Origin of the sequence: Flavobacterium limi (genome assembly GCF_010645075.1) — a bacterium.
GTDB classification, from domain to species: domain Bacteria; phylum Bacteroidota; class Bacteroidia; order Flavobacteriales; family Flavobacteriaceae; genus Flavobacterium; species Flavobacterium limi.
Genome location: NZ_JAADZV010000009.1, coordinates 76192 through 95505 on the forward strand (window position 1 = coordinate 76192; position 19314 = coordinate 95505).

Consider the following 19314-nt stretch of genomic DNA (forward strand, 5'->3'; position numbering starts at 1 on the left):
TTATATATACTTCTTTTGAAATTTAGATTAAAAAAAATAACATCCAGACGTGCGTTCTTTATATATGTTGCATTCACAATTTTAGTTACAGTTTCTTCTGTTTACATTTTAAGTAAATTAATTACTGATCTTACGGAAGAAGCCAATGATGAGACTGCGCAACGCAACTTCATGAAAAGGCAGGAATTTATGTCGCAGGAGTTTTCGAAATTTTTAGAACATGAAAACCGAATTAAACATGTTTTAAAAATTAGTACGCCGGAGAATCTAGCGACCAATTTAAATCTCTGTTCATCAGTTCAGGGAACTAATGCATTGGTTACCGATAGTTGGTTTCAAATCAATGATCATAAAATCCAATTTGGAAATGATTCTATTTCTGAGACCGTAAAAAATGAAGCTGCAGATTTTGTTCTTCAAAACAAAAATGCAGACCATATCAATACAGTAATTCCGCAGGCAAAAGATTGGGTTTGGAGAATTTATTTTAAACTCAACTCCAAAAAAACAACCATACGTTATGGTTATGATATCAACTTAAAAAAACTTCACGAATATTTTTCTAATGTAGACAAATCGAACTCGACAACAAATTATGCTTTCATTTTTGATAAATCAGGAACATGTATTTATCATCCAGAGGCTGCATTTATAGGAAAAAATATTTACAAAATCTCTTCTACCCGATCTATTGATACTATTTTCAGTAAAAAACAGGATTATGTAGAAAGGGTTACCCTGTCTGAATATTTAAAATTGGATGTAATTCGGTTTACTAAAAGATTAGATTTAAAAAATTCTCATTGGTTTATATGTGTCAACGAACCTAAGCTTTTTATAGATGATAAAGTACAATTGATAAAGAAATATTCGACGTGGACCTATTTGATAACAACTGTAATGCTTTTGCTAATATTTTATCTATTCTCATATGCTAACAGACGTGCTTACAGAGAAAAAGGAATAGCAATAAAGGAGAAAAACAAGCTACGTGTCGAGAATGAAAAAATAAAAAAAGAAAAGGCATTGATTCAGCTTCAGCAATTAAAGGAGCAGATTAATCCGCATTTTTTGTTTAATTCGCTCAACTCGCTTTATATGTTAATGATAAGCGATGTTAGAACGGCACAGAAATTCACTTTGAATTTATCACGTATTTACCGCTATCTTATTGATCCGCCGAAAAAGAATATAGTTCCCCTAAAGGATGAGTTACTTTTCATTGAAAAATATATCTTTTTACAGCAAACCCGATTTAAGGAAGAATTGTTTTTTTCTATCAAAATCGAAGATGAAACAGCACTAGAAAAATTCATTCCCTATCTGGCATTTCAGGTTGTAGTCGAAAATGCCATCAAACACAATATGGCAACGCAGGAAAATCCGCTGACTACCCAAATTCTAATTCAGAAAGACCAGGTTATTATCAGCAACAATCTCCAAAAAAAGACACACAGCGAACCTGGTGCTAATTTTGGCTTAAAATACCTTTCGAGTATTTACACTTTTTATTCCAGAACCAATTTTGAAACCTCAGAAAAAGACGGCAATTTCGTATGTATCCTGCCATTAATATCCATTCACTCCTAAAAATAAGCCATTCACTCCCTTTCCTTTTTTATTTGAGCATGAAACAAATAGTTTCGCACAAAAATTAACATAAAATTATTATCAAAATGAGGGAAAAGGTAATCCTATATAACTTAAAAGTAATAGCTGTATTCCTTTTATTTTTATTAGGCCCAATTTCTGGCTATTCTCAAAAAAAGAATAAGAATAAAGAAAACGGTACTGAAATAGCAAAAGACACTACTTTATCTAAAAAAGGAAAAAAATACAATGACCTTGTAAAAAAAGGAACTCTAAAAAAAGGTCTTTTCAATATTATACAAGTTAAGACTGATGTTTATTTTGAAATTCAGGACAGTTTATTTAAAAGAGAGTTTTTAGTTGTAAACAAAGTATCACAAGTTCCTTTTCAGATAAACGAATATGGTTTAAACAAAGGAATGAATTATGAAAACAAAGTAATCAGTTTTTATAAAGATACAATTGCAAATAAAGTTTGGGTAAAATCTTATCTTCCAAAAGTTTCTTCTCCTAAGGATGATGCTATAACAGCTTCTGTAAAAAATAATTTTGCCGAATCTATTATTGAGGTTTTTGATATCGAAAGTAAAAATAACGACTCGACTTCCGTTGTTATTAAAGTAAATAAAATTTTCGACGGTAGACAAAAGAGTTTCAATGACTTATTAAGCAACGTTGGATTAAGCAGTTCTTTAAAATCTGATTTATCCTATATAGAAAGTACAAAATCGTTTCCAAAAAACATTATTGTAAAATCGCAGTTAACGACTTCTGTTCCTGAAGATGGAATTCCGACATCAGTAACCCTTGGCGTAACAAGTAATATTATTTTATTGGACAAAACCCCAATGAAACCTCGTTTTTCTGATAACCGTATTGGGTATTTCACTGAAAAGCATTGGTATTTTGCCGATGCACAGCAGGCAATGCTTGAAAAAGAATTGATAACACGCTGGCGTTTAGAACCCAAAAAAGAAGATGAAGAACGATATTTAAAAGGAGAATTAGTAGCGCCTAAAAAGCCAATCGTGTATTATATTGATCCAGCAACCCCAAAACAATGGAGAAAATATATTATTGACGGTGTTCACGATTGGCAAACGGCCTTTGAAAAAGCCGGTTTTAAAAATGCTATTATCGCAAAAGAACCTACTGAAAATGATTTAGATTTTGATATTGATGACGTACGTTATTCTGTTATTACGTATGCAGCATCTCCAAAATCCAATGCTATGGGACCATCTGTTGTTGACCCGAGAAGCGGTGAAATTATTGAAGCTGACATTATCTGGTGGCACAATGTTATGACTTCCCTTCAAAGCTGGATGCGTATCCAGACCGGACCGATTGATCCGAAAGCCAGAGGAAATACTTTTAGTAATGAACATATGGGAGAAGCAATACGTTTTGCATCATCTCACGAAGTAGGACACACATTTGGTTTAAAACACAATATGGGATCTTCGTTTGCTTATGATGTTGAATCTTTACGTTCTAAAGAATTCACAGCAAAAATGGGCGGCACTGCTCCTTCCATAATGGATTATGCCAGATACAATTATGTAGCACAGCCGGAAGATAGTGTTACGGTTATTACCCCTAAAATTGGAGAATACGATAAGTATGCGATTGAATGGGGATACAGATGGTACCCGCCTAATGAAAACGAAACCGTTAAACTAAACACACTAATCGCCAAACACCAAAACGATCCTGTTTATTTTTATGGTGAGCAGCAGGGAGAGATAATTGATCCGCGTTCACAGTCTGAAGATTTAGGAAACGATAATGTAAAAGCAAGCGAATACGGTTTGAAAAACTTAAAACGTGTTGTCGATAATATCTTAAGCTGGACATACGATAAAGATCAGTCTTACTACGAAACAGGCAAACTGTATATTGGAGCTATCGGACAATGGCAAATGTACAATCGTCATGTAATGAACAATATTGGCGGTATTTACTTAAACCCAACAGTTCACGGCGATAACAAACAAAGCTATGTTCCGGTTCCTGCAGCAATGCAAAAAAGAGCCGCTGACTATTTAGTTAAAAATGTACTTACGATTCCGCAGTGGCTGTTTTTCAATGATATTTTAGACAAGACAAATCCTTTGAAAGATACTCCTCTTGGACCTTATGAGTACACTCCTTATACCCTTTCAAGAGAATTGCAATACGATATCATGTATAAATTATTAGGCGATGACCGTTTGCTTCGAATGACAGAAAACGAATTATACCAGCGAAATAAAACCAATGAGAAGGTTTTTACCGTAAATGATCTGTTTAAAAAAATGCATCAGAATGTATTTGCAGGAACTATTCAAAACAAATCGCTTACCATTCTGGAGCGCATGACACAAAAAAATTATGTGGATATTTTAATTGTTTCGACAAATAAATTATTTGAAAAAACAGAACCTAAAAAAACTATAGAAATTCAGCAGACTTTAAACATGCCGCATTTGTGTAGTGATTTAGATGATGAACACATGGCAAGAAACATCAATCAGTCCTTTTTAAAAAGAGTTACAGAAGTAACCTCTGACAAAAAAGGAGAATTATATAAAGTGCTTCAATTATTAAAAATAAAGAAAAGCACCGGAGACCAATCGACCCAAAACCATTACCTCGATTTGATACAACGAATCGAAAGAGCCCTGAATAATACAACCTTTTAATACAAACCCAATTCCAAAAACATGAAAAAAATTCTACATGCCTTACTGCTGTTCCTGGCCATCGCAGGATACTCGCAGGAAACCCGAACAATTACGGGAATAATACAGGACGAAAGTGACAAGTCCCCAATTCCGGGAGCTTCTATTTTTGTCGAAAACAATTCGATTTCCAATAAAACTTCAATGGCAGGAATTATCGAGAGTTCAACTATCGGAACTACTACCGATTTTGACGGTAAATTTCAATTAAAAATAGCCAAAAATGTAACCTCCCTGAGAGTAACTTTTATGGGATATGTATCCTATACATTAGACCTTTCTGCCCAAAGGGATTATACTATTAACTTAAAATCTGAAACTGCAAAACTTCAGGAGGTTGTAGTAACAGGTTACCAAAAAATTGAGAAAAGAAAACTTACTGCAGCGGTTTCTAAGATCGACATGGCCGCCATCCAGCAGACAGGGGTTTCCAGTATCGACCAGTTATTGGTAGGTCAAATTGCCGGGGTTGCTGTAAGTACGCCATCCGGAGCACCTGGAGCACCAGCCAAAATTAGAATCAGGGGTACAGCTTCTCTTAGCGGTACACAAGATCCGTTATGGGTACTTGATGGTCTGCCTTTAGAAGGAAATGAAGTTCCTAAAAATTACGACAAAGACAATATCGATTTATTGAACAACTACTCTATCGCTGGTTTAAACCCGGATGATATTAAAGATATTACCATTTTAAAAGATGCCGCTGCGACTGCTATTTACGGAGCACGTGCTGCAAATGGTGTAATCGTTGTGACTACTAAAAAAGGTAAATCCGGTAAAATGGTAGTTAGTTTTAATACTAACGTATTTATTACGCAAAGACCTGATTTCTCTAAATTAAATTTAATGAATGCAAGCCAAAAAGTTGATTTAGAACTTGACATGGCCAGCCGCGCTGATTTAACATACAGAGACAACGTTGGAGAAATTTCCCGCATCCTTAACGGTTCAAATGAGTTGGCAGCTTACAGATCTGGTGGATTTTCTGCTTTAAGCCCTGCTACACAGCAATCAATCAACAACTTAAGAAACAACAACACAAACTGGGGCAACTTAATTTACCAAAATGCAGTAAACACGCAGCACGGTCTAAGTTTATCAGGTGGAGGTGAAAAGTCTGACTACTATTTCTCTTTAGGTTATTTTGATGAAAAAGGAACTACTATCGGAACTGGTTTCAAACGTTACAATTTAACTTTGAAAAACAATTTCGAGATTACAGATAAATTCAAAGTTGGAGTTGGAATCTTTGGTTCAGAAAGCAAAACGACATCTTACTTAACAGATACAGACGCATATACAAACCCAAGTAACTATTCAAGAAACGTAAATCCATATCTGACTCCATACAATGCTGATGGCAGTTATAAATATGATCAGGATATTGCCGGATACTCTGAGCGATATGTTCCTTTTAATATTTTAGAAGAAAGAGAAAACACTTCTTACGATTTAAAAACAAGAGCTGTAAAAGCTTTATTAGACGCTGAATATAAAATCACAAGAGATTTAAAAGCAACATCTCAATTAGGTTTACAATTAGACAATACATCCAGCGAAAAATTTGCGGATAAAGACACTTATTATACCAGAAAAGAAAAAGAGAGATCCCGATACTTTACAAATGGGGCATACAACTATTTCTTACCAGAGGGAGGTATTATTCAAAATGGAAACACTGACTTTTTCCAATACAATCTAAAAACAATGGTGAATTACTCTAAAACTTTTGGAGAAAAACACGAAGTTGAGGCTATGGTTGGTAATGAGTTAAGAAGAAATTATGCAACTACTGTATCAACAAAAGGTTTTGGATTTGATAAAAACACTTTGACTACTAAGCCAATTATGTTTCCAAACAGTTCTTTTGCTAATAATGACATATACAAAACGTATCAGAAATCTGAAAACGAAAATGCTTTTGCTTCCTTTTTTGCTACAGCTTCTTATACTTACAACAGAAAGTACAGTGTATTTGGAAGTGTGAGATATGATGGTTCAGATTTATTTGGTGTAGATCCAAAATACAAGTACCTGCCGCTTTGGTCAACTTCTGCTTCATGGACTGTTTCTGAAGAAGATTTCTTAAAAGATAACTTAACACTTTCTAACTTAAGATTACGTGCTTCTTACGGTTTACAAGGTAATATTGATAAAAACACTTCTCCTTTTGTAGTGGGAAGATACGGTAATGCAACAATTTTACCTGGACAGACAGAACAAACCATTTCTGTTGAAAATCCGCCAAATGACAAATTACGTTGGGAAAAAACTACTAATACCAACTTAGGTATGGATCTTGGCTTATTCAACAACCGTATCAGCATTGTAACTGATTTTTACGGAAGAAAAAGTACTGACTTAATTGGTTTAAGAGCAGTTCCATTCGAAAACGGTTTTGAATACAGCAACATGAACTGGGCACAAGTAACCAATAAAGGGTATGAAATTACTTTGTCTACAAGAAACATTGACCTTCCAAACTTCAAATGGAATACGAGCATTAACTTTTCTCATAACAAAAGTAATGTAGACAGAATTGAAGTACGTGATACTGATTTACTTCCAAGCAGAGAAGGACTTCCTGTAAATGCAGTTTTTGGATTAAGAACAAACGGCATAGACGAAAATGGTTATCCTTTATTTGTTAATAAAAACGGTGAAACAGTAAATGCTCAGACTTTCTTCAAATTATACGATCCTTATGCTGATTTCTTCCCTGGTGAACTTACAGAATCTTCTTTAACCCCGACTGAGTATAGAGATTTGTTTGTTTATTTAGGCGACAGAGATCCTAAATTCACCGGAGGTATTACCAATACAATTAAAGTACATAATTTTGATTTTACAGTTGCTGCAGCATTTAATCTGAAACAAACTGTTGTAAAAACACCTCCGTACAGCGGAACTGAAGTAGACAGAGGACAGAATTACTCTACTGATATTTTGAATGCGTGGTCACCAACCAATACTTCTTCTAATTTGCCAGGAATTACAGGTAAAGATTCCGGAACCGGAGATTCATGGATGGCATATCAATGGTTCTCATCAGCTACTCCGTTAAACTGGAATAATTATTTAGATACATGGGTTAGCGAAATGAGCTATATGAGACTGAGCAGTATGCGTTTAGGTTATACATTCCCTAAAGCATTTACAGATCACATCAACATTCAAAGCATCAGATTTAATGTTGAAGCAAGAAACTTATTTGTAATCAGTTCTGACTTTAAAGGATATTTTGATCCTGAAACTTACGGAAATATTTATGCACAGCCAGTTCCAAAATCATTCACTATTGGATGTAATGTAACTTTCTAATACAATTAAAGATGAAAAAAATCTCAAAATACATATTACTTTTTGCTGCGGCCACTGCAGTAACAAGCTGCGATGAATATCTGGATATAACACCTGTTGGACGTGTTATTCCAGAAACACAAGAACAATTTCGTGCAGTATTAACAACAGGATATTCAAAATACCCGGAACACAAAGCATTGACTACACTTCGTACAGACGAATTGACTTTGAATGAGTTTAGTGACGATGTCAATATCTACAAAGACATTTTTACCTGGAAAGATTCTAATCCGGACCGTATCACAAGAGATTTCCAGTATCAGGAGTTATATAATGTAATTTTCTATACGAATGTGGTGATCAATGAAGCATCAAAAAAAATAGCTTCATCTGAAGAAAGAAATCAATTAATTGGAGAAGCTTATGCTTTAAGAGCAATGGCTTATTTTGATTTGGTTAACCTTTTCGGAAAACCTTACAACGCTGCAACAGCTGCTTCAGACAAAGGAGTTCCATTGGCTTTAGAAATTGACTTAGAGCAGGCTTTTGTTCCTCAAAGTGTTGAAGTAATTTACAATCAGATTATTGCTGATACTCAGGAAGCTGAAAAACTAATCAATCTAAATTCACAAACAAAAGGGTTAAATTATCGTTTTTCAAAAGTTGCATTATACAGCTTAGAAAGCCGTGTTTATTTACACCAACAGCAATGGCAGAAATCTTTAGATGCTGCAAATAAAGCGCTGGCAATCAACAACAATCTGGTTGATTTAAAAGCTACTTCTTTTTTTGCAACAAAATACGACTCAAAAGAATCTATTTTAGCTTTAGAAGATGGATACATTAACAGATTAAAGGCAGCTACTTACGCTTCGCCTGAATTAGTTGCTGCTTATAACAAAACAGCTGATTTACGTTTTCCTCTTTACTTTTTAGCAAGTGGAAGCCGTTTCAGAATTCAAAAAGGTGGTAACGATGACCAAAAATGTACTTTCAGAACTTCTGAATTGTATTTAACTAAAGCTGAAGCTTCTTTAAAACTTAATAATGCTGGTGATGCAAAAACTACGATTTTGAATTTCATCCAAAACAGATATTCTGCAGCCGGATATACGCAGCTTGAAAGTGAAGTTAATGCAATGAATGCAATAGACCTGACAAACTTCATTTTGGCAGAAAGACAGCGTGAATTCGCGGTTGAAGGACACCGTTGGCTTGATTTGAGAAGAACAAATCAAAAACAAATCGTTCACCCATTTAACGGTGACACTTATACATTGATACAAAATGATCCGCGTTATACGATTATCTATCCGGCAAGCGCGAGATTAAACAATCCCAATCTATAATTACCTATTATTGTTTTTTGCAAAAGGGTCCAGTTTTAAAACTGGGCCTTTTTTGTTAATTTAAAATAAATAAAAATATTTCGCCTTTAAATAATTATAAACCCGAACTAAATATATTTGCAAAAAATTAAAAGCAGCTTCTTAGGATTGCAGCTTCAGTAACTTTACTTTCAAAAGAATGAAAATTGCCATTGTTGAAGATGAATATCTTGCATCAAGTTATTTACAATCCATTTTAGAGCAGCAGGACATTTTACAAATAGCTAGGACTACCGTTTTAAAATCTGTAAAAGAGGCCGTTGCGTTTTTTAACGAAAACAATGTCGATTTAGCTTTTATGGACATTCATCTCGGTGACGGAAAAAGTCTTGAAATTTTCGAGAAAGCCACGGTTTCCTGTCCGGTTATTTTTATTACGGCATATGATTCATATGCTATTTCAGTTTTTAAGCATTTTACCATTGATTATCTTCTAAAGCCTTTTGAAGAGCAGGAACTTTTAGAAGCCTTAATCAAGTTTCAGAAAATCAAAGACAGTTTCAACACCGATGCAACCCTGCAGTCGCTTGTAGCAATAGAAAGTCCAGAAACATCTAAAATACAGCGCCACTTTCTCGTTAATCACGGTTACAAGCTGATTTCGATAAATGAAACGGAAATCACTTATTTTGCCGCCTCCGGAAAACATTTGTTTATTTATGCTAAATCCGGAAATAGTTATTTATACGACAATACCCTTACAGATATAATCCACTCTCTGGATCCTTTTTTATTCTTTAAAGTAAACCGAAAATATATCGTAAGCAGAAATATCATCAAGGAAGTTGTAAAACATTCCAATCAGAAAATCGAGTTGATTCTTACTGTTCCTCCCATAGAAAATGACCCAATTATCATCAGTAAGAAAGAAATAAACAATTTTAAAAACTGGCTCGACCAATAAAATCAGGCATTTCAATTGAAAAAATACATTCAGGAATACTGAAAAAGCTGCAATAATTGTTAATTTATAACTTTTAGCTAACTAAAACATCCTTATATTCTTTTTAAAAGTTAAAAAAGCGTTATAAGAATCATAAATTTCATACTTCATAATCAACCAGATAGCTTTTTTTTCATTGAAATTGTATCTTTGAGATAACTAGAATTTCAAATGTAAAAGAACATGCCACAGATTAGATTTTATCCAAATGAAGAATTCAAAGAAATAGATATTAATGAGTCCTTACAATTTAGATATGCCATTTCAAACAAAGGAAGACTGATTAGCTTTACAGATGAGATACAAAACGGACGCCTTTTAAAAGGAGGTTTGAGCGATGGATATCCTACGTTTCGTTTCAAAATCAGACAAGATGATAAAATAGTCAATAAATACCTCTTCCTTTACAAATTAGTTGCCCAGTATTTTATTCCGAAACAATCTGAAGATCAGACTTACGTACTTCATTTAGATTATATACGCAACAATGATGATGTCAACAACCTGCGCTGGGCCACCAGAGAAGAAATGATAGCCCACAGCCGTAAAAGTCCGCACGTCATTCAGGCTAAAAAAAACCTCATTGAACACAACATAAAATCAGACGGCAGAAAACTGACTACTACCAAAGTCATGCTGATCAAAAAAATATTAGCCCGCCCCGAACAAAAAACAAGACTTAAAATGATTGCCAAACAATTCGGTGTCAGCGAAATGCAGATTAGACGTATTGCCAGCGGGGAAAACTGGGGACATGTAAAAATTTAATGATCAATTGTTAATGGTAAATTATTAATGATACCGCACTAAACAAAGTCTAAGAGATGTAAAAGTTCCTGGGCTTTGTTTTTTTTGGAAGCACTTCGTTTTTCAGATTTATTTTCAAAATTTCAATTTATAGTTCATAATTCATAATTTACAATTCACAATTCCCTTATTTTCTGTGAAAAGATTAAAATTTCCAATGGTAAAAACAATTTTACAAGTGTTTTTTAAAATAAATCCTTAAATTCGCAGGCACAAATAATCGTGAATTATTGGAATTGAGTTTCGAAAAAAATAACCCTTAATTTCAATAGTAAAACTAAAAAGCAAAAATAAAATGAAATACGACGTTATTGTTTTAGGAAGTGGTCCGGGCGGATATGTAACAGCCATCAGAGCATCACAATTAGGCTTTAAAGTAGCCGTAGTTGAAAAAGAAAACTTAGGTGGTGTATGCTTAAACTGGGGATGTATCCCAACAAAAGCATTACTAAAATCGGCTCAGGTTTTTGATTATTTAAAACATGCTTCTGATTACGGATTAACAGTTTCTGAATTCGATAAAGATTTCCCGGCAGTTATCCAACGCAGCCGTGGTGTTGCAGAAGGAATGAGCAAAGGAGTTACTTTCCTGATGAAAAAAAACAAAATCGACGTTATTGAAGGTTTCGGAAAATTGAAACCGGGAAAAAAACTTGACGTTACAGATAAAGACAATAAAGTTACAGAATACAGCGCTGATCACATTATCATCGCAACAGGTGCCCGTTCACGCGAATTACCAAACCTGCCTCAGGATGGTGTAAAAGTAATTGGGTACCGTCAGGCAATGACGTTGCCAACACAGCCAAAATCTATGATTATTGTAGGTTCTGGAGCAATTGGAGTTGAGTTTGCACATTTCTACAACTCAATGGGAACTGAGGTTACTATCGTAGAATTCATGCCAAACGTTGTACCGGTAGAAGACGAAGATATCTCAAAACAATTTGAAAAATCTTTGAAAAAAGCAGGTATCAAAGTAATGACTAATTCTTCTGTTGAGAAATTAGATACTTCAGGAGCTGGTGTAAAAGCAACTGTAAAAACAGCTAAAGGAGAAGAAATCCTTGAAGCAGACATCGTACTTTCTGCAGTTGGAATCAAAACAAACATCGAAAATATCGGTTTAGAAGAAGTGGGTATTGCTGTAGACCGTGATAAAATCTTAGTAAATGCTTTCAATGCAACTAACATTCCTGGTTACTACGCCATTGGTGATGTTACTCCGGGTCAGGCTTTGGCTCACGTAGCTTCTGCTGAGGGAATCAACTGTGTGGAGAAAATTAAAGGACTACACGTAGATCCAATCGATTACGGAAACGTTCCGGGTTGTACGTATGCAACTCCAGAAATCGCTTCTGTAGGTTTAACAGAAAAACAGGCTAAAGAAAAAGGATACGAATTAAAAATTGGTAAATTCCCGTTCTCTGCTTCAGGAAAAGCAAAAGCTGCCGGAAATGCTGACGGATTCGTGAAAGTAATCTTCGATGCGAAATACGGAGAATGGTTAGGATGCCACATGATTGGTGCCGGAGTTACTGATATGATTGCTGAAGCAGTTGTAGCCCGTAAACTTGAAACTACAGGTCATGAAATCTTAAAATCAATCCACCCTCACCCAACCATGAGCGAGGCAGTTATGGAAGCCGTTGCAGATGCTTACGGCGAAGTAATTCACTTGTAATCAATAGCCGTTTTACGGTTACATATAATTTTCAATTTAAGAAATCCGGTTTGTAAAAACAAGTCGGATTTTTTTATGGGCATGCCCCGCAGAAAAAGGGGGCCGGGCTATACGCTAAATCTTTTGTTCCGTTTCTCTTCACAAAAAATACCGCTGCTATCCCTCATGCGGGCATCCGGTTTCATGATTGAATTACTGTTTAAATACTAAAAGCGGCTACCAAATTAAGAGTGCTTTTGAAGATTTATAAGAAAATATCATATATTTGAGAACAATAAAATCTGATGTTTTTCAGACATAGCCAACCTATTTGGGGTTGATAGGTCTGGTGTCAGATATGCTTACATCTAAGCAGAAATACAAAAAAATCGAACTATAATTAATAAACATGAACATAGCAATTATTTTAGCAGTGAGTAAATATAATAACTCTGCTAATAACCTTCCCGCTTCGAAGAAAGATGGAGATATAATAAGTGGGATTTTGCATTCTACGAAAAAATATGATAAAATATTAACAATTAATAATAACGAATCCAGTTCTGAAACAAAAGAATTGTTGAGCAATTTCTTTATCGAAAATAAAGGAATAAAAATCGAAGAACTATTTTTTTACTATTCTGGCCATGGAGAATTTACCAATGACGAATTTTACTATTTACTTTCCGATTTTGATTTAAAGAGAAAGAATCAGACTTCCCTTCAAAACAATGAAGTTGACGATTTGATTCGGACATTAAATCCCAACATCGTCGTTAAAGTTATAGATGCATGCCAATCGGGAACGAGCTATATAAAAGAAAGTGATGTTTTAACAAAGTACTTTAATGAAACTAAAAAAGGGTTTAATAAATGCTACTTTTTAAATTCCTCCCTAAGCAATCAATCATCTTATCAGGACGATAATCTTAGCTTTTTCACTTACAGCTTTGTTCAGTCTTTGAAAGATCATCCATCTTCAGAAATTAGATATAAAGATATCATTGACTTTATTCTGGATGATTTTCAAGGCAATGAAGAACAAACTCCATTTTTTGTTATTCAAGCAGAACTCACAGAAAAATTTTGTGCACTTAATGAAGACTTAAAAAATTATCTAGTAAATTTTCAAATAGAAAATAAAAGTTCAAGTAAAGAGGATAAAAAAAATCCAACATTATTAGAATTGGTAAGAAGTAATGCGAAGGAATATGTAGATAAAGAAGGTGCTTTGAAAGCAATGGAGTATTGCAAAATCCAATTCGAAAAACTAAAATTAGATCAAGAGATTGCAGAACTGTATGATGTTGAAATGCATTTTTTATTAGACCAAAATTCAATTGTTGGAATTAAAACAATTGGTAAATGGCTTAGGGATAATAAAAACGATTTTTTCGCCAAACCTTTATACTCTCAAGAATACAATGAATACAACGGAGAAGTTCATAACATTTTAAGTGGGTATAATTTTTTGGTAGACGATGCTCCTTACACTGCACTTATTATTGAAATTATGAGCAAATTTCCCAACCTTAAATCTTATCGTTGCAACGTTGCTTTTTTAGTTTCAAAAAAAGAAATTTCATTCTTTTACACTGTGCTTCAGTATATAGAAGACGGATGGGATACACGGAAATTAGATATTGAAAAAATTAAGTGGACTTATAATATTTCTAAAATTGCAATTGAAAATTCTATGATTGGAGGAATCGAAAGTGTATTTGAGACAATCAATGACCGTATTAAAGCTGATATAAATAATCAGTTTGGATTGAAAAACGAAGAAGGAGAGGAGGAATCTGATGACTTACCTTTTTAAAAAATTAAGTGTACCTACTACTGATAATCGAAAGTTTCCAGATAGCTCAGATATATCTTCCGGTTCTATAGCGCGGATTTTCAATCCGTGTGCTCCTAACAGTGAGACACAATACTAACATAGCAAAAAGCCAATTCGCAGGCACGGATTGTAAATCCGCCTATCGGACGCTTACATACATAAATTAGAAAAATTAACTGCCTATAACAGCTACTACAACGGATTCGGCAATTGACTTAATATTTTTTTTGCGAACGTTAGGAGTAACCCTGAAAAAATAAGAAGAAATAAATAACTTATGGATTTCAAAAAATTTAAAATATATAATTTATTTTGGTTAGTTGCTTTAATAATACTAATAATTGGATTAATCCAGACCAATAATGAAGATACCACTTTTGATATAAATATTCATGATACCTATTTTGTAATTGCACATATTTATGCTGCTCTTTTTTTGAGTTTAGCTTATTATCTAATGGGACTTGGATATTGGATTGTTCAAAAAGTAATGAAGAGAAAGTTAGTTCGTGTATTGACTATAATTCATTCCGTAATCCTTAATGGAAGTTTTTTAGTTTATTGGCTATTAATTGGGTATATTAGAGCTTTTTCAGATAATTCTTTTCCTCTACTTGACAATTATGAATTAATTAACCTAACACTTGTAGTGCTAACAGTATTGATATTATTAATTGGACAACCAATCTATATTATAAATTTAATGATAGGTATTTTAAGAAAGAGAAAAAATCCATACACTAAAAACCCTGAAATAGATTTGAGAACTGATAAGACCAATTAGAAGTTCTCAAACCAATATTACATTCCAACAATACTCCTTATTAACAAAAAAATATTAAAAATTTCATAGAAAAAACTTTTACACTGTATTAAAATTCCTATTTTTAATCCTTGTAAAAAATATCGTATGAAATTACCCTTTATAGAAATAATTGAAGCCACAACAAGCAATCCTAATTTGTTAATGTGGAAATTCCATGATGAAGACAAAGAAATAAAAAACGGAGCAAAATTAACAGTCCGCGAGAGCCAGCAGGCAATGTTGCTAAATGAAGGACAGCTTGCCGACGTATTTTCACCGGGACTTCACACCCTGTCAACAGAAAACATTCCTATTTTAAGTTCATTAAAAGGATGGAAATACGGATTCGAAAGTCCGTTTAAAGTTGATGTTTATTTTTTCAATACACACCAGTTTATAAACAACAAATGGGGAACTCCCGCTCCTATCCTGCTCCATGACCCGCAATTTGGGCAAATCAGGGTAAGGGCTTTTGGAAGTTTTGATATCCGAATCATTGATGTTGCCAAATTCTTCCGTCAATATGCCGGGACTTTTGAACAGCTGACTATTTTTGAACTCCAAAACCAATTAAGGGATTTTGTAGCTCCTAAGTTTGGAGAAGTTCTGGCGAATGAAAACATTACCATTACAGATGTTGCCGGAAACATTACCCAATTGGGCCAAAAGATTGAACCGTATCTCAAACCGTATTTTCTTCAATTCGGAATTGAATTAACGCAATTTGTCATCACCAGCGTAACCTTACCGGAAGAAGTTACCGCCCACTACGACAAAATCACCAATATGAATATGGTAACCGATATGGATAAATTTACCAAATTCAATACTGCAACAGCCATTGGTGAAAAAGGAACGGCAATGCACGATGCCACCCAAAATGCCTTAAGTATGGGCATTCTTTTAAACCAGCTGCAACAAAATAAAGAAACTCCAAAAGAAGAACCGAAAGACGACCTGACTTCCAAACTTCAAAAACTGAAATCCTTGTTTGATGCCGGTTTAATCGAAGAAGAAGAATTTAAAACCAAGAAAACCGAATTATTAAGCCAATTGTAATGGAAGAGAAAAAAGTGACTTCGTTTCTGGATAAATTAAAAGAAAAGGCTCAAAAACAAACCAATTATGGAGGCGAAACCGAGATAACCGATGCCCAAATGAACCTGAGAGACTGCCCAAACTGCGGTGCCGGAAGAGCAAAACAGGACGGCGTAACCCATTGTGCCTATTGCGGATTTGAGTTCATACAAGTAAAACTTACAGACGGATTTTATATCAAAAAAGAAGATAATTCAATTTAAAAAACAATAAAGTGTTCGGATTCAATAAACAAAAAAACGAAGAAACTGAAATCCCCGAATGGAATGCAGAACTTCACGAATCAAAAGAAAGATGGTTTACTTTTCTGGAAAAACTGGAAGCCAAAATGGAAGAACTGGCAACAGCGGCAATTCCGGAACTGAAACAGCTTTTACAGGAAGATGAAGATCTTTATAAAAGAACTTTTCACAGAGTGCTGGCGGGCATAAATGGTCAATTAAACAACATCAGGGAAAAAGCCAGAGATACGTACGAACAGAAAATAGATAGTCTTTATTACGACCTCAACGCTCAGGTTTCTGTTTTAAGCCCACATCATGATTTGCTTTCTGATTTCAGAACGGCCTGCTCAGACCGTTATCACAAAGATTTCGAAGGAAAATTTGATTATTGGAGCAGCCAAATCGAAAAAACACAGGAACGCGATCTTGAAATTGAGTACCAAAAAATCCTCAATGAATTTGAAAACATCAAAGATAAATTCAGCTGCAAACAATGCGGCGGAAATATCACTATTGATAAGATTTTTTTAATCGAAACCTATATTCCGTGTCCGTACTGTAAATCTCAAAATACTTTTGCTCCGAGCACACAGGCCAGAATGCTGCAAAATATTGCACGAGGCCTTGCCGAGCAAAGAACAGTTCATCTGTACGAAGCTTTTGAAACTGAAAATAACAAAGAGCGAGAATTATATCACCAGCGTCATGAACTAAGCCTGAGCAAAATCCATGAAAAAGACAGTAAAGTCCTAAATGATATCAAAACCAAAATGGATCAGCTTGAAACTGACAGGCAAAATGCAATAGAGAATGCACCAAAATTATATCAGGCGTATTTGAGAGCCATGTATGACGAGTGGAACAAAATCACACCCGATTTAAAAGAGCACAACGAAAAAATGTATCAGAATCAATTACAATACAAATAAATTAATAACCTTAAAAACAGAACAATGTTTAAAAAACTTTTTGGTTCCTTAACAGGAAACGATACACAAGAAAATCAAATCGAGGCTCAAGCACAAGCTTCAAATGATCACTATGAAAATGATTACGTGAACGAATATCAGGAAACAGAATACGATCCTGAAACTTTGCACGGAACACATTACGATGTTGAAGATTTTGACAATGAAGTTGAGACAAGAGCCGAAGCATGGATTCAGGATGAACGTGACAGCGGCCAAAATTTACAAGATAGCGATATTAAAAGCATTTATACCAATTACAGACGACAAGTTTACCAAGAATGGAATAACTGCGATTCTGATCAAATGATCCGATTTGAGAATGCCAATTCATTAAAATACAGTGGTGTTCAGACTTCAGGGTTTGTAAAAGTAGATGACAACAATCCGTTTCTTGAACCGGTACACGGTATTTCATTAAGAGATTATACAGCCATGTGCCTGAAAATTAGTGCGGGAGTAGATTACAACGAAGTTTGCAGAGCAATGGGCATCGAATCTGTAATCTGGGAAGAATTAAATACCATCTGGCCACAGCGTATGGGCGAAGATACTTCGTTTACCGTTACCACCCTATTCGGACAGTATTATGCGGAAAATGTTACTCTTCCGCAATTAGAAAATGTAAAAGCCGAAATTTCAGAAGATGGACAGGCAAATCTTGAAAAAATCAGAACAGATCGTTATTTCTACGAAGAACTTGCCGGTGCCAGACAGGCCGCTTACGAATACGGAATCGACGGTGCGCAATGGATTCTGGACAATTACGGAATCAACCTGGCCGATTTCCAGTCGGTGGCCATGCAGTGGATGACAGAGCAGAATCAAAACTGGAACTCAGAAGAGATTATGGAATTTTCAAATTACCAACAGGAAAAACAAAAAGAATATGCAGCAAAATTCGCTGCAGAACAAGGCGGAAACGTTGCTGATGATGTAGAGTTCTAAACCTTTTCAACATACTACTAAATCCGGTTTGTGCAGACAGACCGGATTTTTTTTTATGGCATGCCCCGCAGAAAAAGCGGGCCGGGCTATACGCTAAATCTTTTGTTTCGTTACTCTTCACAAAAGGATATCGCTGCTATCCCTCATGCGGGCATCCGGTTTCATTATTAAATTACTGTTTTAATACTAAAAACGGTTACCAAATGAAGAATCTTTTTGAGGATTTATAAGAAAATATAATATATTTGAGAATAGTAATACAGCTACCCCATTTAAGATGGATAAGTCTGATTTTATTAGTTAGTGGCAAGCAAACATAAAACACAGAAAACTGAAATATGAAAATCAGAATCTCAATAGTTATTATTTTAGTTTTAATTTCTTGTAAAAAGGTAGTAAAAGAAGAATCCGAAAAAGTCCAAAACAGAGGACATAACACGATAGTAAAAAGAGTACCCGAAGTTAACAATATTGACACAATAGAAACTTCTAAAAAACACAAACGAACAAAATTCTGTGTGATTTAGACGGAGATAATTTGAATGAAATAGTTGAAATTGTTAAGAGCACGAAAAACGGAAAAAGCGGTTTGAGAATAATCTTTGGAAATGGAAATAAAACTGATTATTTCGGAATGGGAAATAACATATTAGAACAAGGTTTTGACGAAATTGACTGGGCGGGAATATTTGAAAAAGCACCGAAAAATAAAATCTATTGGAATAATGTAAATGAAGATGGAGAGATTTTATCCGAAGAAGAAATAAAAGACGTTGATAAAATAAAACTGTTAAATGACGGTATTTATATGCACGCTGAGGAAAGTTGCGGAGGCGGAATAATATATATGAAAAATGGAAAATATGAATGGATTCAACAGGAATAAATTGCAAACTACAAACAGCTTCTACAACGATTTGGGCAATTGCTAATAGAAATTTGGGTTTGTCCCTGAGATGATTTGACAAATCCGAAAACAGGGCTTAATTTAACCACAAGTAAAGGGAACCTTAA

General features: G+C 34.5%; 15 protein-coding genes. All 15 read left to right on the forward strand.

Annotated features, from left to right (window positions below; genetic code table 11):
* Positions 1-15: 15 nt before the first annotated feature.
* The 15 genes from GXM16_RS17515 (at position 16) to GXM16_RS22900 (ending at position 19186) form a co-directional block, all read left to right on the forward strand.
* Positions 16-1590: a sensor histidine kinase gene (locus tag GXM16_RS17515; protein ID WP_163395791.1), complete on the forward strand. Its 1575-nt coding sequence runs from the start codon at positions 16-18 to the stop codon at positions 1588-1590.
* Positions 1591-1676: 86 nt separating this feature from the next.
* Complete coding sequence (locus tag GXM16_RS17520) at positions 1677-4274, forward strand: zinc-dependent metalloprotease (protein ID WP_163395792.1); 2598 nt, start codon at positions 1677-1679, stop codon at positions 4272-4274.
* Positions 4275-4295: 21 nt separating this feature from the next.
* Positions 4296-7634 carry a SusC/RagA family TonB-linked outer membrane protein gene (locus tag GXM16_RS17525; protein WP_163395793.1) on the forward strand — a complete coding sequence of 1113 codons (3339 nt, stop codon included), beginning with the start codon at positions 4296-4298 and terminating at the stop codon, positions 7632-7634.
* A gap of 11 nt (positions 7635-7645) precedes the next feature.
* The gene (locus GXM16_RS17530) at positions 7646-8965 is read left to right on the forward strand and encodes a RagB/SusD family nutrient uptake outer membrane protein (protein ID WP_163395794.1); all 1320 of its coding nucleotides are present in this window, start codon (positions 7646-7648) and stop codon (positions 8963-8965) included.
* 178 nt (positions 8966-9143) lie between these two features.
* Positions 9144-9908 carry a LytR/AlgR family response regulator transcription factor gene (locus tag GXM16_RS17535; RefSeq protein ID WP_163395795.1) on the forward strand — a complete coding sequence of 255 codons (765 nt, stop codon included), beginning with the start codon at positions 9144-9146 and terminating at the stop codon, positions 9906-9908.
* A 222-nt stretch (positions 9909-10130) separates the two neighbouring features.
* Positions 10131-10715, forward strand: a complete 585-nt coding sequence (locus tag GXM16_RS17540) for an NUMOD4 domain-containing protein (protein WP_163395796.1) — start codon at positions 10131-10133, stop codon at positions 10713-10715.
* Between the two features lie 334 nt (positions 10716-11049).
* Positions 11050-12438: a dihydrolipoyl dehydrogenase gene (gene lpdA, locus GXM16_RS17545; RefSeq protein WP_163395797.1), complete on the forward strand. Its 1389-nt coding sequence runs from the start codon at positions 11050-11052 to the stop codon at positions 12436-12438.
* A 388-nt stretch (positions 12439-12826) separates the two neighbouring features.
* A complete protein-coding gene (locus GXM16_RS17550; RefSeq protein ID WP_163395798.1) occupies positions 12827-14236 on the forward strand; it encodes a caspase family protein in 1410 nt (469 codons plus the stop codon).
* Positions 14237-14534: 298 nt separating this feature from the next.
* Positions 14535-15041, forward strand: a complete 507-nt coding sequence (locus GXM16_RS17555) for a cbb3-type cytochrome c oxidase subunit I (RefSeq protein ID WP_163395799.1) — start codon at positions 14535-14537, stop codon at positions 15039-15041.
* A 126-nt stretch (positions 15042-15167) separates the two neighbouring features.
* The gene (locus GXM16_RS17560; RefSeq protein WP_163395800.1) at positions 15168-16121 is read left to right on the forward strand and encodes an SPFH domain-containing protein; all 954 of its coding nucleotides are present in this window, start codon (positions 15168-15170) and stop codon (positions 16119-16121) included.
* Positions 16121-16363: a hypothetical protein gene (locus tag GXM16_RS17565; RefSeq protein ID WP_163395801.1), complete on the forward strand. Its 243-nt coding sequence runs from the start codon at positions 16121-16123 to the stop codon at positions 16361-16363. The genes GXM16_RS17560 and GXM16_RS17565 overlap by 1 nt, the downstream gene beginning before the upstream one ends.
* An 11-nt stretch (positions 16364-16374) precedes the next feature.
* On the forward strand, positions 16375-17313 hold the full coding sequence (locus GXM16_RS17570; protein WP_163395802.1) for a hypothetical protein: 939 nt from the start codon (positions 16375-16377) through the stop codon (positions 17311-17313).
* A gap of 24 nt (positions 17314-17337) precedes the next feature.
* A complete protein-coding gene (locus GXM16_RS17575) occupies positions 17338-18300 on the forward strand; it encodes a DUF6620 family protein (protein WP_163395803.1) in 963 nt (320 codons plus the stop codon).
* Positions 18301-18638: 338 nt separating this feature from the next.
* Positions 18639-18827: a hypothetical protein gene (locus GXM16_RS22895; protein ID WP_229684379.1), complete on the forward strand. Its 189-nt coding sequence runs from the start codon at positions 18639-18641 to the stop codon at positions 18825-18827.
* 11 nt (positions 18828-18838) lie between these two features.
* Positions 18839-19186 (forward strand): hypothetical protein, encoded by a 348-nt coding sequence (locus GXM16_RS22900; RefSeq protein WP_229684380.1) that lies wholly within the window; start codon positions 18839-18841, stop codon positions 19184-19186.
* The last annotated feature ends 128 nt before the right edge of the window (positions 19187-19314 follow it).

What these genes read in the sequence shown, in the direction of transcription:
- lpdA (WP_163395797.1), top strand. Translation starts at nt 11,050, where the DNA reads ATGAAATACGACGTTATTGTTTTAGGAAGTGGTCCGGGCGGATATGTA.
- GXM16_RS17560 (WP_163395800.1), top strand. Translation starts at nt 15,168, where the DNA reads ATGAAATTACCCTTTATAGAAATAATTGAAGCCACAACAAGCAATCCT.
- GXM16_RS17525 (WP_163395793.1), top strand. Translation starts at nt 4,296, where the DNA reads ATGAAAAAAATTCTACATGCCTTACTGCTGTTCCTGGCCATCGCAGGA.
- GXM16_RS17565 (WP_163395801.1), top strand. Translation starts at nt 16,121, where the DNA reads ATGGAAGAGAAAAAAGTGACTTCGTTTCTGGATAAATTAAAAGAAAAG.
- GXM16_RS17555 (WP_163395799.1), top strand. Translation starts at nt 14,535, where the DNA reads ATGGATTTCAAAAAATTTAAAATATATAATTTATTTTGGTTAGTTGCT.
- GXM16_RS17575 (WP_163395803.1), top strand. Translation starts at nt 17,338, where the DNA reads ATGTTTAAAAAACTTTTTGGTTCCTTAACAGGAAACGATACACAAGAA.
- GXM16_RS17535 (WP_163395795.1), top strand. Translation starts at nt 9,144, where the DNA reads ATGAAAATTGCCATTGTTGAAGATGAATATCTTGCATCAAGTTATTTA.
- GXM16_RS22895 (WP_229684379.1), top strand. Translation starts at nt 18,639, where the DNA reads ATGAAAATCAGAATCTCAATAGTTATTATTTTAGTTTTAATTTCTTGT.
- GXM16_RS17540 (WP_163395796.1), top strand. Translation starts at nt 10,131, where the DNA reads ATGCCACAGATTAGATTTTATCCAAATGAAGAATTCAAAGAAATAGAT.
- GXM16_RS17550 (WP_163395798.1), top strand. Translation starts at nt 12,827, where the DNA reads ATGAACATAGCAATTATTTTAGCAGTGAGTAAATATAATAACTCTGCT.
- GXM16_RS17520 (WP_163395792.1), top strand. Translation starts at nt 1,677, where the DNA reads ATGAGGGAAAAGGTAATCCTATATAACTTAAAAGTAATAGCTGTATTC.
- GXM16_RS17530 (WP_163395794.1), top strand. Translation starts at nt 7,646, where the DNA reads ATGAAAAAAATCTCAAAATACATATTACTTTTTGCTGCGGCCACTGCA.